The sequence below is a fragment of the Paenibacillus sp. IHB B 3084 genome (assembly GCF_001447315.1).
Lineage (GTDB): Bacteria > Bacillota > Bacilli > Paenibacillales > Paenibacillaceae > Paenibacillus.
The window spans coordinates 2,275,063-2,288,210 of the sequence record NZ_CP013203.1 but is presented as its reverse complement, the minus strand read 5'-3'; the positions used below and the strand labels follow the sequence as shown (position 1 = coordinate 2,288,210).

Sequence of the window (13,148 nt, the reverse complement as noted above, 5' to 3'; positions counted from 1 at the left end):
TTATACTTTTCGGGAATAGATTTAAAAAGTTACCTCATCATAACTTGTGTGGAAAAGAGGAATATACTTGAGCTTGATCAGTTCAATATTGGTGGGAATTGTTGCTCTGGAGCATGTGTATATTTTAATATTGGAAATGTTTTTGTGGACGACTCCACGGGCGATTCGCACGTTCGGCACCTCCAAGGAGCTGGCGGGAGTGACCAAGTCACTGGCTGCGAATCAAGGGCTGTACAACGGGTTTCTGGCTGCCGGGCTGGTATGGGGGCTACTGTACCCGGATGCTGCGGTAGGGCAACAGATTCAACTGTTCTTTGTGATTTGTGTTCTGGTGGCTGCGATTTATGGTGCATTGACGGCCAATAAATCCATTTTACTGAAACAAGGTTTACCTGCGTTGCTGGCATTAATCAGTTTGCTGGTCTTCTAAAAGACACCCTGATCGGGTGTTTTTTTGCTAATTTCGATCACATAATGTCTGAACTTCTAATGAAAAGGGGAATAGGTAGTTTTTAATTGATTGTAAATCCGATTATTCCGATTTATAATATTTTTTATTACACACTTAGAGACTCGGAGGCTAGAGACATGCGTCGTAATTGGACTGGTGTATTTGTATTGATCATATTAATGTTGGTGGTAAGTGCCTGCTCTGGCGGGAATTCCGGTTCTTCGTCTGCAACAAATGATAGTGCAGCGAATACAAATGCTACAACAGCTGATAACGGGCAGCCAAAGGAAGGCGGCAGCCTGATCATCGGTGTACAAGCCGATCCGGTGGTGCTGAACCCGAACTATGCAGGTGACCGAGTGAGTCTGACGATAGATCAGGCGATATTCGCACCTTTGTTTCAGGTGAACAACGGCAAGAAGACATTCTATCTGGCAGATAGCCTGACTCCTTCGGCAGACAAGCTGACGTACACGCTGAAGCTGAAAAAGAATCTGACCTGGCATGATGGTGAAAAGCTGACGGCTGACGATGTTGTGTTCACGATCAATAAAATTTTGGACGAGAAGCAGCACAGCTTTTTGAGAAGTAACTTCATGATCAACGGCAAGCCGGTTCAGGTGAGCAAGGTTGATGATACCACGGTGGATTTCAAGCTTCCGCAGGCAGCTCCTGCTTTTGAGGCGGCACTGGTACAGGTATCCCCGATTCCGAAGCATATTTTCGAGAACGAAGCTGATATTGAGAAAAGCACCAAAAACAACACTCCTGTCGGATCGGGCCCTTTCAAATTCAAGGAATACAAAACCGGCGAGTACGTTTCGCTGGAACGGTTCGATAACTATTTTGGCGGCAAGCCGCATCTGGACTCTGTAACGTATCGAATTGTGAAGGATTCGAATGCTGCGAATTTGGCGCTCCAGAATGGCGAAATCAATGTTAACTATGTAGACCCGCAAAATGTGGAGACGATTAAAGCAACCGGGAAGTTCGACATTTTCCCATACAGCGAAGGCCGCTTGGCTTATCTGATGTTTAATGAGAACAGCGACACGAAGCAGTTGAACAAAAAAGAAGTGCGTCAGGCGCTCTCTTATGCGCTGAATCAGGATGAGTTGATTCAAGTATCTTATGGCTCCAAGGATTATGCGGATACTGCGAAGTCTGTACTGACACAAGACGTGTTGTATCACACAAACGATGTTCCATTTTTTAATAATGATGTGAACAAGGCGAAAGAACTGCTGAAATCGGCTGGAGCTGAAGGACTGAAACTGCGCATTATTATTCCGGGCGGTAATAAGGTACAAGAGGCACAAGCGCTGTACATTCAACAGAAGTTGAAGGATATCGGCGTGCAGTTGGATGTAAACAGCATGGATTCCTCGGCTTGGTCGCAAAAATTCGTCGATACGAATGCCAAGGACTTCGATCTGGCGATCAGCGGCTATATCATGGGTTATGACCCGGACGCGTACCGTATTTTGTACAACACCGGATCTTCCTCCAACTATTCGCATTATTCCAACAAGGAAGTGGATAAGCTGCTGGAAGAGGGCGCGGGAGAGTCGGATACGACCAAACGTGGAGAAATCTATAAAAAGGTACAGGAGATTTTGGCTGATGATGCCGTCATCTACCCGATTGCTTACACCAAAACAATTGTAGCGTTCGACAAGCAGTATGGCGGTATTGATCAGGCTGTGCTGAAACCGGTCGTAATTTTCGAAGATTTGTCCAAAATTTACCACAAATAAGACAGGGTTTTCAAAAAATAAGCTGGGAGAACCAGCTTATTTTTTTCGAGAACAGCAAGGGGAAGAGAAACGTATGAGACAACTCATCGCCAGAAGATTGCTGCAAGTTATACCGATGCTATTTTTTGTATCCATCGTCTGCTTCGGCTTGATCAAGCTGGCTCCAGGTGATCCGGTTCTCTCTTTTGTTACACCGAATATGCATCTGGAAGATATCGAACGAATGAGGCATAGCTTGGGGCTGGATCAGCCTGCTTATGTGCAGTACATGTTGTGGCTCAAAAAAAGCCTGACGGGTGATCTGGGCTATTCGCTCATTAATCACCAGCCGGTACTGGATCAGATTCTGGATCGCCTCCCGGCTACCGCCGGATTAATGGGTGCATCCATTGTACTGGCTGTCCTGATTGCAATTCCACTCGGTTTGATGGCTGCGGCTAATCGGAATCGCTGGATCGACAAGCTCATTAATCTGATGTCATACATCGGGATTTCTGTGCCGTTGTTTTGGCTTGGCATTTTACTTATTTATTTGTTTGCTATTTATCTGCATTGGCTTCCAAGTACGGGGATGCGTACCATTGGAACGGACTCGGCGCTGGATGTTATCAAGCATGGGATTTTACCATGTTTTGTATTAGCTTTCGGGTTTTTATCTGTGTATGTGAGGTATATCCGTTCCAGTACAATAACGCAGCTCAAGGAAGAGTATGTGCAGATTCAATACGCGTTTGGGTCTGGAAAAAGACTGGTTTTGTTTCGACATGTGCTCAAGCATGTGCTGCTGCCCATCATTACGCTGCTCGGAATGTCGGTTGCGGACCTGGTGGCTGGAGCCATTGTGACGGAGACGGTATTTTCCTGGCCGGGCATTGGCTCGCTGGGCATGACGGCGGTGAAAGGGATGGATTATCCCGTCATCATGGGGATTACTTTATTTTCCGCTCTGCTGCTGATCCTGGGTAATCTGCTTGCAGATATCTTGTACAGCATTGCGGACCCGAGAATTAAATCAACGAGGTGAATTCATGAATCGGAGCAAATGGCGCAACATCGGAATCGAGCTGATGACGAGCAAAATGGGCGCCGTCGCCCTCATACTATTGATCGTATTCTCGCTGGGGGCGATTTTCGCATTTTTATCGCCGCAGGACCCGAATAAATTGAACGTGCTGGAGCGTCTCCAACCACCGGGAGCGGCACACTGGTTTGGGACGGATGATTATGGGCGGGACTATTTTACAAGAGCACTGTACGGCGGACGTGTATCATTGTTGGTAGGCTTCGCGTCCATGATTATTGCGACCAGTATTGGTGCAGTGGTAGGTATTGTGAGCGGATATTTTGGAGGATGGATCGACAATCTGCTCATGCGGATTTTGGAGCTGATCATGTCGATTCCGTCTTTCTTGGTTATATTGCTGCTGAGTGTGTTTTTGAAGCCGGGCGTCGGCAATATCATTGTCATTATCGCCTTGCTCATGTGGATGAATATTGCCCGGGTGGTCCGGGCAGAGACGATGACGCTGCGGGAACGGGAATATGTGCTGTATGCCAAAGCTTCGGGACAAAGCACATTCGGGATCATTCTGAAGCACATCGTCCCGAACCTGATTCCGGTAATTATCGTGGGGGCGACGAACAATATCGCTTCGGCGATTATGATGGAATCTTCACTGAGCTTCCTCGGCTTTGGTGTGCAACTGCCGAACGCGACATGGGGAAGTATGCTGAATAATGCTCAAGGGTATATTGCACAGGCTCCATATATGGCCTTATTCCCTGGGCTGCTTATTTTACTGACCGTGCTGAGCTTTAATGTCTTGGGGGACGTGCTGCGTGTAGGCTTTGAACCCAAGCTGGTGAAACGATGATTCGCAACCAGCTACAAGAACCATTACCAATGGCTCCAGGAGCGACAGAAAGGAGCGACAACACAATGACTGAACATCTGCTGTCCGTCGAACAGCTAGAGGTTTCCTTTTTCACTCGTGAGGGGGAGAATCAGGCGGTTCGAGGGGTTAGCTTTCATATTAATGCTGGAGAAACAGTAGGAATTGTAGGAGAATCCGGTAGCGGTAAAAGCGTTACAGCTAAAGCGATCATGTCCATGATTGCCCCGCCGGGCAAACGGCTGAATGGCGACATTCGTTACCGGGGAGAAAGTCTGACGGCTCTAACGGAAAAGCAATGGCGTAAAATACGCGGGAACCAGATTGCGATGGTCTTTCAGGACCCGATGACCTCGCTGAACCCGGTCAAGAAGGTCGGCTATCATCTGGTCGAGGTGATTCGCAGACACCGGGGACTGAGCAAGGAAGCGGCCACGAAAGCTGCTGTGGAGCTGCTGCGACAGGTGGGGATTACCGAGCCGGAACGCCGGATGAACCAATACCCGCATCAATTCAGCGGGGGGATGCGTCAGCGGGTGATGATCGCGATGGCGCTCTCGTGCAGCCCGGAGCTGCTGATTGCTGACGAGCCGACCACGGCGCTGGACGTGACGATCCAGGCGCAAATTCTGGAGCTGCTCAAGACGTTGAAGCAGCAATCTGACATGGCGATTGTCCTGATCACTCATGATCTGGGCGTCGTCGCCCAGGTGTGCAGCCGTGTCATCGTGATGTACGGCGGCATGGTGATGGAGGAGGGTCGCGTGGACGATATCTTTTATCGTCCGGCCCACCCGTATACGCAGGGCCTGCTGCGCTCTGTGCCGCAGCGCACGAACGGCTTCCGCGAGCGGCTGGTGCCGATTGAGGGCACGCCGCCGGATTTGCTGGACCCGCCGTCCGGCTGTCCGTTCATGGAACGGTGCCCGCACGCCTTTGCCCGCTGTGTAGAGCGGCCGCCGATGGTGGAGCTTCGCCCGGATCAACGGGCGGCCTGCTGGCTGAACGAGCCGGACGCTGTGCCTGCCGGAGTCTACGAGACGCCCGAAGCGGGTCATGCGGAAGGGAGGGTTTAACGTGAGTGAAGCGAGTAATGTATTGGGCGAAAGTCATCCCTTGGTGGAGGTACACCAGCTTAAGAAGCATTTTGTAACAGCCAAGGATCTGGTGGGACGCAGCTCCGAGGTACTCAAGGCGGTTGACGGCGTGAGCTTCCAGATCAAGCGTGGTGAGACGTTCGGATTGGTCGGCGAGTCGGGCAGCGGCAAATCGACGGTTGGACGCTGCCTGACGCGGCTATACGATTATACGGAAGGCACGGTGCGCTTTGACGGTCAGGATATTTCCAAACTGAACGATAAGCAGCTCAAACCACTGCGTCGGCGCATTCAGAGCATTTTTCAGGACCCGTATTCCTCGCTTAACCCCGGTATGAATGTGCTTGATCTGATTGGCGAGCCGATGGACATTCACAGATTGCATCAGGGCAGTGAGCGTAAGGATGCCGTCGTGGCTTTACTTGAAAAGGTCGGGCTGAAGCGGGAGCATTTGTACCGCTACTCGCATGAGTTCAGCGGCGGGCAGCGCCAACGGATATCTATCGCGCGTGCCTTATCTGTGAATCCGGAGTTCATTGTCTGTGACGAGCCGATTTCGGCACTGGATGTGTCCATTCAGGCGCAGGTGATTAATACGCTGGAGGATCTCCAGCAGGAATTCGGGCTGACGTATCTGTTCATTGCCCATGATTTGTCGATGGTGCGGCATATTTCAGACCGGATTGGTGTGATGTATCATGGAAGATTGGTGGAGGTAGCCGACGCGGATGAGCTGTATGAGCAGCCAGCCCATCCGTATACACAGTCGTTGCTGTCCTCTATCCCGGTGCCTGATCCGAGAGCAGCCGGAGGGCGGGACGATTTAGGGGCGAGTTTTGCCCAACCAGACGGTTCTTTGGCATGGGACAAAAATGGTGAGAGTGCCACTGAGCTGCGTGAAATCAGTCCCGGCCATTATGTAGCGTATCCGGTTAACCGTTAGGTTAAGGTTGGTGTACGATGTACGTGATCAATAAGGAGGCACAAAACGATGACTGAATCGACGAAAAGAGTACGTATTTCCCAATGGGACGCGCTCATGCTGGAATCTTTACGCGCATTAGGCTGGTCTGATGAGGAGCTAATCCATCGGGTGCAGCACAATGAACTCCCGTCGGACGGACAGTCCGATTTTGATTATGCGGAGCTTGCCACTGGGCTGGCGTCCAAAGAGCCGGAGGTGTTTGTCAGCGCGGTAACGGACGGATATCAGATCAAGTACAATACGATACGGGGCGTCCGTTCATGGATTGCTGCTGCGTTTGGGCGGGAGCCTGAGCTGTCACTGGAGGAAGGAAGCGAAGCCGTTACATCCGAGCTGACGAAGGTTGAGTATGCTCGGCTGGAGCAGGTGCTGTCGTTAGGCTGGGTCATCCAGGAAGATCGGCCCGCGACTGGAGATGCTGCGGGATTGTACCGAATTGTGCCTGCTTCACAGGCGAATTAAATCCTGGGTATGGAGTAACACACTTTACCAGAAATTGAAACGAGCTGACCGGGGAGGCCAGCTCGTTTTTTTAATGCAATCCTTCTTCATCTTTTTTATACAGCATGACCAGACTATTGTGAATGACCCGTGTCATGCAGTAAAAGAAGGCCGTTCTGGAAGTTTGCATAATGGCTCCCAACAACATGGACATCGATTCCTTATGGGAAAAATGTCGGATAAGAATTCGGTTAATAATCCCTTCACCAAACCAGACAAAATATAGCGGAACAATCATCTTTTGAATATAACGAGCTTTGCGCTCCAATTCGGGGTGGAGCGCAAAGTACCTATAAATATGGGTGAATGTATTGGAGAATCCCCACAAGTTAATAAAAGGAATCATGCGAGCCATAGCTCCAACGGTACGAATCGGATAATCGGAATGCTTTTGCCGGATGGCTTTATGTACTTGAACTAGCCAGATCAGATAGGTTACAAAACACATGTAGTACAGAACAAAGCTAAAAACTGTGAATTTTTGCTCCAGCTCGTATAGATGATCGTAATAAAAATCATTTGCATAAATATACACTAAAGTAAAAATAAGGATGATAAATTCGCCTATAGTGCCCACCGCTAGCAGGGCTTGATGTACGCTGCCAGCTGTCTTTGATGGGAATGCTTTGGAATCTGAATCATTCAAGATGTACTTCCTCCCAGTCTAGTTGCTTCAAATACACGATAGCATCCTCCAGTGTTTCTACGGGGATAATGCGCAGCTTGAGTCCATGCTTCTTTTGAACTCGGGCAGCTTCTGCTTCGTTGCCTTCCTCACCGTACCATTCATAATCTGCCGCTACGAAAAATAGATCAACCTTTGCGGCCTCGGCTCCCAGCAGCTTTTGCTCCAGCCCACCGACCGATCCGACATCTCCGTATTCTTCCATCGTGCCAGAGCCTGCGATTTTGTGACGTCCGCCATCTGAAAAGTCGATGTTTTTGGCTTCCTCATACAGCCCGATACCTGTCATCAGACCCAAGGAATTTCCCGAAAGATCCTGCAAATGAGTCAATAGCTCCGCATAGCGAGCATCCTCCAATTTGCTAAGATTCGAGAAAGTCGCCGTAGCCCCAGCTGTGTCGCTGTCTACGCTTAATTCCGTCGCTGCATGTACGGCTTGCATGGCAGAATATTTTAGCGTGTCCGTCTCTGCGAGGTCCTTCAAATAAGAGTCCACTTCATCAGGGGCAAGGGGTTCAAATTTAATCTCTCCCCCAGATACATTTTCATTGGAATATACATTCCAACGCTCCAGAAGATTGTTAGCAATACCCGTTTGAACAGACGCAAAAAACACGCTTCCCTGAACGCCAAGATCTTTGACCGGATGCATTTCTCCCTGCAAAATATACTGTGCAGGCATAGGCCGTGTTCCAATAAAGGCAGCGATAGCCGGGATCAGCAGCAGTGCGAAGATGAGTATACGTTCTTTGTTTATGCCAAATATCCTTTTGAGGAGATATGGATTACGGCTTGGCACCTCATTCACAACCTTTCCATCTTTTCTCATACGGATATCATCGGTTGATATGATTAGAAAGGTTACATTTTTCACCATAAATGACCGATAAGAGTATAGTAGCATTCATATTTTATGGTAAATGAGGAAAGGGGATCTTTTAAATCTGATGAGTGAACAAGAAATACATGTGGGTGAATGTGGAGGTGGGACGATTGCTGGCGAACCGAATGCAGCTCCACCACGTCCACAAAGAATTGTTTTGACCTTGGTTACAGGATTTGCTTTATTGATCCTTGGTTTGTTTCTGTCGCTAATCACAGGTATATTTCCTATCAGCTATGCAGAGATATTGGAAGTGTTTTTTTCTTCAAATCCCAATCCCACATTTGTGGAAGTTGTATACCATATTCGTATGCCATTTGCATTGGATATGTTGTTGCTTGGAGGATGTCTGGCCGTTTCAGGAACTCTTTTACAATTACGAACAGCTAATCGGTTTGCATCACCAACCTTAACCGGACTTATGCCTGGGGCAATGGTAGGGCTATGTGTTGTCCTTTTACTTGGGATGGACATGGACTCTTTTGGTAGTATGGCTCTTTGTATTGCAGGAGCGGTGTTTGGGGGATTCATTGTATTTACATTGAATAAAATCCGTTTCATTCGAGGACGGTCTGCGGGGATTCATTTATTCATGATTGGTTTCATTATTGATGTTGTCCTTCGTTCAGCGTCGGGAGTTATTATGCTACTTGGAGAAAATCAGCAAGAGTGGGCAATCTCTCAGGGAGGGTGGGGAATAAGAGAAGGATCATTCACGTTTTGGCTTGCAGTGCTTACAATTCTCGTTGCGGGCTCTGTCTTTGCTTTCCCCAAGCAGCTTAGTCCGTTATACATTCCCTTCGCGATTGTGTTGACCGCCGTTACCGTGTGGGCATGTGGTACCATCGGATATATAGGACTTATTGTGCCTTATTTCATGCGTTGTATGATAGGAAACCGTCCACGGCTTCTCATTTTGGGCTCCGTCTTTTGGGGGGGAGGTCTGTTAATGCTGGCCAAAGTCATTTCCGCTAAAATTAACGAGCCGGTTGGGTTTCCCGTAACCCCGGTGCTGGCCTGTATCGGCATACCCTTTTTGATCTTTATAGTGTGGATAGAATGGAAAAGAAGCTCTCTGCTTGAAAGCAGTAGATTTTGAACGAGAAAACTTTTTCCAGATCACTGGACTGTTATCATAGGTGCTCTGCTAGATCATCAGACGCTCTTTTTTTATGCTATATTTTATACATACTGACATAAGAGAGTTGAGGTGCAGCATGACAACACTACAAATTGTCGATCCATACGTCAATCCGGAATTACGCGCGTTTCAGGCAGGCGCAGAGGATCAGGCTGAGGTTCAGGAGTTAATTTTACAGACTGCCAGATGGCTGCACAGCAAGGGTTCCACTCAATGGGGCAGGTTATTGAAAGGGAAGGATGATCATAATCTGGGAGACGCTATTTCGCGCGGAGAAGTGATCATTTTCCGAAAATCAGAGGGGCATTCCTTGGCAGGCTCCATGATTCTGCAACAGCAGCCCGGTGCATGGGACCGTAAGTTGTGGGGATTAAATGAAGCGGATTCCGAGCCGGGAACCTCAGTATATCTGCATCGCTTGGTTGTCGATCGTGATAATACCGGAAAGGGTATGGGTCGTGAGCTCATGCAATGGATTGAAAAGGGGATCCACTTCACAGGCAAGGATCGAATCCGATTAGACTGTATTGCGGGGAATGACAAGCTTAGCGAGTTTTACAGACAATGCGGTTATACGTATATAGGCGAAACGAACGGCTATAATATTTTTGAAAAGATGCTAACAGAGATGTAGAAAAATAAAATCTGAGCTGAGCAAAGGGACGTCTAACAGATGTCCTTTTTGCTTTTTGAGTCGTGGCATTCTATCCCAACATACGGCTAACCACGAATTAAAGTGTTTTATAAATGAGGTTTATCGCTATTTAAAACGTCATAAACAAATATAATAAATATATATTACGTATTATATATTGAAATAACCACTTACTTTGTGTTACAACTTTAAGTAAACCTATAGATCAGTTCAGGCATGTATCTCGATAAGTGGAGGGAATGAATTCAATGCTGAAAAGAGTGTATTCATTTAATGAAGGCAGGTTAGGGATGAAAGCGCTGTTAGGTGGAAAAGGCGCAAACCTCGCGGAAATGACGACACTGGGTCTCCCGATCCCTCCCGGCTTTACGGTGACTACCGAGGCGTGTAAAGCCTATTTTGCTTCCGGCGGCAAGCTCCCGGAGGGTTTGTTGGGAGAAATCGTCATTGCCCTGCACGACGTTGAGGAAGCCCAGTCGGCTATATTCGGAGATACGGAGCGGCCTTTGCTGGTATCTGTTCGTTCAGGATCAGTAACCTCGATGCCCGGTATGATGGATACGATTCTGAACCTGGGTCTGAATGATGAAACCGTGCGTGGATTGGCCGAGCAGACGGGAAATGAAACCTTCGCTTACGACTGTTACCGCAGATTTATTCAAATGTTTGGCGAAGTGGTGCTGGGTATCGAATCCAATCATTTTGACCAGCTTCAGGAGCAGAGCAAGCAGACCCATGGGCGTGGCAGTGACCAGGAGGTTAGCGCGGAAGAATGGAAGGAACTGATCGGACATTATAAAGATCTTATCGCAGAGCAGAACGGACAGCCGTTTCCACAGGATGTGTATAAGCAGCTGCAAATGGCGGTAGAGGCTGTATTTCGCAGTTGGAACAATATGCGTGCCAAGGTGTACAGGAAGGCTTACGGTATTCCAGATGAACAAGGAACAGCAGTGAACATTCAGGCCATGGTATTTGGCAATCTCGGCAACGAAAGTGGAACCGGGGTGCTCTTCACCCGCAATCCCTCCACAGGTATGAATGAACTGTATGGCGAGTACATGGTAAATGCTCAGGGAGAGGACGTCGTGGCAGGAATAAGAACGCCTAACCCTATTCCTCAACTTTTGGAAGAGCAGCCGCTAGTCTATGGTCGTCTGGAAGAGCTGGCTTCCTTGTTAGAGCGTCATTATCGGGATATGCAGGATATCGAATTCACGATTGAAAAAGGAAATCTGTATCTGTTACAGACGCGGAGCGGCAAAAGAACGGCGCAGGCGGCTGTGAAAATAGCTGTGGATCTGGTGGAGGAAGGGATTATCAGCAAAGAAGAGGCTATCCAACGGATTGAGCCGTCCCACATGGATCAACTGCTGCATCGCTCCATTGATGTTTCCACACCGCTGGTTGCGATTGCCCAAGGTTTGCCTGCCTCGCCCGGCGCAGCGAGTGGGCGCATTGTATTCGACGCCGATACGGCAGAGAACTGGACGAAGGACGGGCAGAAAGTCATCCTGGTCAGTGTGGAGACCTCACCCGATGATGTTCACGGGATCATTGCCGCCGAAGGCGTGCTGACAAGTCGAGGTGGGATGACCAGCCATGCCGCTGTGGTTGCGAGAGGCATGGGTAAACCCTGCATTTGCGGCTGCGACGCGTTGAGCATTGACCTGTACAGTCGGAGCGTTAGCATCGGTAACCTGACCTTTCAGGAAGGGGAAAATATTTCGATCGATTCGACCTCCGGGCAGGTGTATCAAGGCAGTTTGTTGCTCAACGAGCCAGTCATTACACCGGAGCTGCTGAAGCTGCTGGAGATTGCGGATGAAATTCGGACGTTGAAGGTCTACACCAATGCGGATACGCCACTCGACGCCGCCAAAGCTCGGGAATTTGGAGCTGAGGGCATCGGGCTGTGCCGGACAGAGCATATGTTTTTCTCGGGCCAACGGCTGCCTATCGTTCAGGCGATGATTTTGGCCGAGGATCAGGAGGAGCGGGTTCTGCATTTGAATCGTCTGCTCCAAATGCAACAATCCGACTTTGAGGCTATGTTCAGTGCGATGGACGGTTTACCGATGACGATTCGCCTGCTGGACCCGCCATTACATGAGTTCCTGCCGAACCTTGAGCAGCTTCAGGAGCAACAGCGGGAGCTTGAGCTTTCCGGCGGCCATGTGGAGGAGCTTCAACGTCTTAAAAGAACCATCTCCAAGGTGCACGACCTGCGTGAGATTAACCCTATGCTGGGATTGCGCGGTGTTCGGCTGGGCATTCTGTTTCCGGAGATATACGATATGCAGGTTGAAGCGATCTTTAAGGCCGCGGAAGCAGCACTGCGCAGGGGCGTGGATGTGAGACCAGGGATTATGATTCCGCTGGTCGGTCATTCGAATGAACTCAAGCAGATGAGAGAACTGGTCGATGAGGTGGCAGCTCAGGTGCTTAGCGAAGAGTTTAAGTGGTTCAGGTATCGGGTGGGCACCATGATTGAGGTTCCAAGAGCCGCCCTGCTGGCAGATAGCGTGGCCCAGTATGCCGACTTTTTCTCTTTTGGAACCAATGATCTCACACAAATGACCTTTGGTTACAGTCGGGATGATGCCGAAGGTAAATTCCTCGGCTCCTATATGGAAAAGAATATTCTGGATACGAACCCTTTTCAGGTGTTGGATCAGGATGGCGTAGGCAAATTGATCGAATGGGCTGTTATCAAGGGTAAGGAGAAAAAGCCCTTGCTGGAGACAGGTATCTGTGGTGAGCATGGCGGGGATAGAGAGTCTATTCTCTTTTGTCACCGCAGCGGACTGGACTATGTCAGTTGCTCACCGTACCGGGTGCCATTTGCCCGCATTGCCGCCGCCCAAGCAGCTTTGCTTGTCAGAGCGGAGCAACCTGAGGGAGTCTTGTCCGTTTTGTAGCTGAAAGTAGTCTCTACATTTCAATAACACATTTAAGGCAGCCTTGATCCAAGGGCTGCCTTGTTCGTTTTGCACCACATTTTACATACACATATCTCGTCGGGAAGAAAAAAATTTATATAAATATGAAAATGGTGATATCGTGTTCCCTCCTCCTACATATGATGATAGGGAACATTT

12 protein-coding genes are annotated in these 13,148 nt (G+C 48.9%); 10 read left to right on the top strand and 2 right to left on the bottom strand.

Annotated features, from left to right (window positions below; genetic code table 11):
- The first annotated feature begins 67 nt into the window (after positions 1–67).
- The 7 genes from ASL14_RS10755 (at position 68) to ASL14_RS10725 (ending at position 6,644) form a co-directional block, all read left to right on the top strand.
- Positions 68–430 (top strand): DUF1304 domain-containing protein, encoded by a 363-nt coding sequence (locus tag ASL14_RS10755; RefSeq protein ID WP_134911575.1) that lies wholly within the window; start codon positions 68–70, stop codon positions 428–430.
- Between the two features lie 158 nt (positions 431–588).
- The gene (locus tag ASL14_RS10750) at positions 589–2,208 is read left to right on the top strand and encodes an ABC transporter substrate-binding protein (RefSeq protein WP_134911574.1); all 1,620 of its coding nucleotides are present in this window, start codon (positions 589–591) and stop codon (positions 2,206–2,208) included.
- A 73-nt stretch (positions 2,209–2,281) separates the two neighbouring features.
- A complete protein-coding gene (locus ASL14_RS10745) occupies positions 2,282–3,232 on the top strand; it encodes an ABC transporter permease (RefSeq protein ID WP_134911573.1) in 951 nt (316 codons plus the stop codon).
- Positions 3,233–3,236: 4 nt separating this feature from the next.
- Entirely contained in the window at positions 3,237–4,082 is an 846-nt protein-coding gene (locus tag ASL14_RS10740) for an ABC transporter permease (RefSeq protein ID WP_134911572.1), read from the top strand.
- Between the two features lie 65 nt (positions 4,083–4,147).
- Positions 4,148–5,176 carry an ABC transporter ATP-binding protein gene (locus ASL14_RS10735; RefSeq protein WP_134911571.1) on the top strand — a complete coding sequence of 343 codons (1,029 nt, stop codon included), beginning with the start codon at positions 4,148–4,150 and terminating at the stop codon, positions 5,174–5,176.
- The gene (locus tag ASL14_RS10730) at positions 5,157–6,140 is read left to right on the top strand and encodes an ABC transporter ATP-binding protein (protein WP_134911570.1); all 984 of its coding nucleotides are present in this window, start codon (positions 5,157–5,159) and stop codon (positions 6,138–6,140) included. Before ASL14_RS10735 ends, ASL14_RS10730 begins: the two co-directional genes overlap by 20 nt.
- Before the next feature lie 48 nt (positions 6,141–6,188).
- Positions 6,189–6,644: a hypothetical protein gene (locus ASL14_RS10725; RefSeq protein WP_134911569.1), complete on the top strand. Its 456-nt coding sequence runs from the start codon at positions 6,189–6,191 to the stop codon at positions 6,642–6,644.
- A gap of 70 nt (positions 6,645–6,714) precedes the next feature.
- Here ASL14_RS10725 and ASL14_RS10720 read toward each other — a convergent pair whose 3' ends face one another.
- Together ASL14_RS10720 and ASL14_RS10715 are read right to left on the bottom strand one after the other, a co-directional pair.
- Entirely contained in the window at positions 6,715–7,329 is a 615-nt protein-coding gene (locus tag ASL14_RS10720; protein WP_134911568.1) for a hypothetical protein, read from the bottom strand.
- A complete protein-coding gene (locus ASL14_RS10715) occupies positions 7,322–8,197 on the bottom strand; it encodes a hypothetical protein (protein ID WP_223264284.1) in 876 nt (291 codons plus the stop codon). Before ASL14_RS10715 ends, ASL14_RS10720 begins: the two co-directional genes overlap by 8 nt.
- Positions 8,198–8,315: 118 nt before the next feature.
- Here ASL14_RS10715 and ASL14_RS10710 point away from each other — a divergent pair, with 118 nt between their 5' ends.
- The 3 genes from ASL14_RS10710 to ppdK all read left to right on the top strand — a co-directional run bounded on the left by ASL14_RS10710 (position 8,316) and on the right by ppdK (position 12,968).
- On the top strand, positions 8,316–9,350 hold the full coding sequence (locus tag ASL14_RS10710) for an iron chelate uptake ABC transporter family permease subunit (RefSeq protein WP_134911566.1): 1,035 nt from the start codon (positions 8,316–8,318) through the stop codon (positions 9,348–9,350).
- A 118-nt stretch (positions 9,351–9,468) separates the two neighbouring features.
- Entirely contained in the window at positions 9,469–10,026 is a 558-nt protein-coding gene (locus ASL14_RS10705; protein ID WP_134911565.1) for a GNAT family N-acetyltransferase, read from the top strand.
- Positions 10,027–10,295: 269 nt separating this feature from the next.
- Complete coding sequence (gene ppdK / locus ASL14_RS10700; RefSeq protein WP_134911564.1) at positions 10,296–12,968, top strand: pyruvate, phosphate dikinase; 2,673 nt, start codon at positions 10,296–10,298, stop codon at positions 12,966–12,968.
- Positions 12,969–13,148: the final 180 nt, after the last annotated feature.

Excerpts from the sequence above, each read along its gene's own strand:
- ASL14_RS10730 (WP_134911570.1), top strand. The coding sequence starts at position 5,157 with ATGCGGAAGGGAGGGTTTAACGTGAGTGAAGCGAGTAATGTATTGGGC.
- ASL14_RS10725 (WP_134911569.1), top strand. The coding sequence starts at position 6,189 with ATGACTGAATCGACGAAAAGAGTACGTATTTCCCAATGGGACGCGCTC.
- ASL14_RS10705 (WP_134911565.1), top strand. The coding sequence starts at position 9,469 with ATGACAACACTACAAATTGTCGATCCATACGTCAATCCGGAATTACGC.
- ASL14_RS10745 (WP_134911573.1), top strand. The coding sequence starts at position 2,282 with ATGAGACAACTCATCGCCAGAAGATTGCTGCAAGTTATACCGATGCTA.
- ASL14_RS10710 (WP_134911566.1), top strand. The coding sequence starts at position 8,316 with ATGAGTGAACAAGAAATACATGTGGGTGAATGTGGAGGTGGGACGATT.
- ASL14_RS10715 (WP_223264284.1), bottom strand. The coding sequence starts at position 8,197 with ATGAGAAAAGATGGAAAGGTTGTGAATGAGGTGCCAAGCCGTAATCCA.
- ASL14_RS10735 (WP_134911571.1), top strand. The coding sequence starts at position 4,148 with ATGACTGAACATCTGCTGTCCGTCGAACAGCTAGAGGTTTCCTTTTTC.
- ASL14_RS10750 (WP_134911574.1), top strand. The coding sequence starts at position 589 with ATGCGTCGTAATTGGACTGGTGTATTTGTATTGATCATATTAATGTTG.
- ppdK (WP_134911564.1), top strand. The coding sequence starts at position 10,296 with ATGCTGAAAAGAGTGTATTCATTTAATGAAGGCAGGTTAGGGATGAAA.
- ASL14_RS10740 (WP_134911572.1), top strand. The coding sequence starts at position 3,237 with ATGAATCGGAGCAAATGGCGCAACATCGGAATCGAGCTGATGACGAGC.